Here is a 388-nt window from a genome sequence, read left to right as displayed (position 1 = left end):
TTACACCTTCTGGTAAGTCACTCACACTATTTGTCACTGGTTGACCACTGTTATCTTGACTATCGATAACGATATTGTCGATTGGTGTGTTCACTTCTTTTGTTTGATCATCAATGGCTTTCACCGTTGGTGCTGTTGTATCCACCACTGTAATCGTGAATTGCGTCTCTGTTGTGTTTCCTTCGGCATCTGTTGTTGTCACAGTCACTGGATACGTACCTACTGTTGTTGGACTTCCACTGATTGTGTTTGTACTTTCATCAAACGTTACACCTGCTGGTAAACCACTTACACTATTTGTCACTGGTTGACCACTGTTATCTTGACTATCGATAACGATATTGTCGATTGGTGTGTTCACTTCTCTTGTTTGATCATCAATAGCTTT

The 388-nt window shown here is 40.7% G+C and carries 1 protein-coding gene; it reads right to left on the bottom strand.

Going from position 1 to position 388, the window contains the following annotated elements:
• Positions 1–388: Ig domain-containing protein (locus tag CD113_RS05800; protein WP_206167415.1), on the bottom strand; the 388-nt coding region annotated here is incomplete at both ends.

Origin of the sequence: Staphylococcus simiae, assembly GCF_002902085.1 — a bacterium.
Lineage (GTDB): Bacteria > Bacillota > Bacilli > Staphylococcales > Staphylococcaceae > Staphylococcus > Staphylococcus simiae.
Note: the sequence above shows the minus strand (reverse complement) of the source record. Positions and strands in the feature narration are given on the sequence as shown.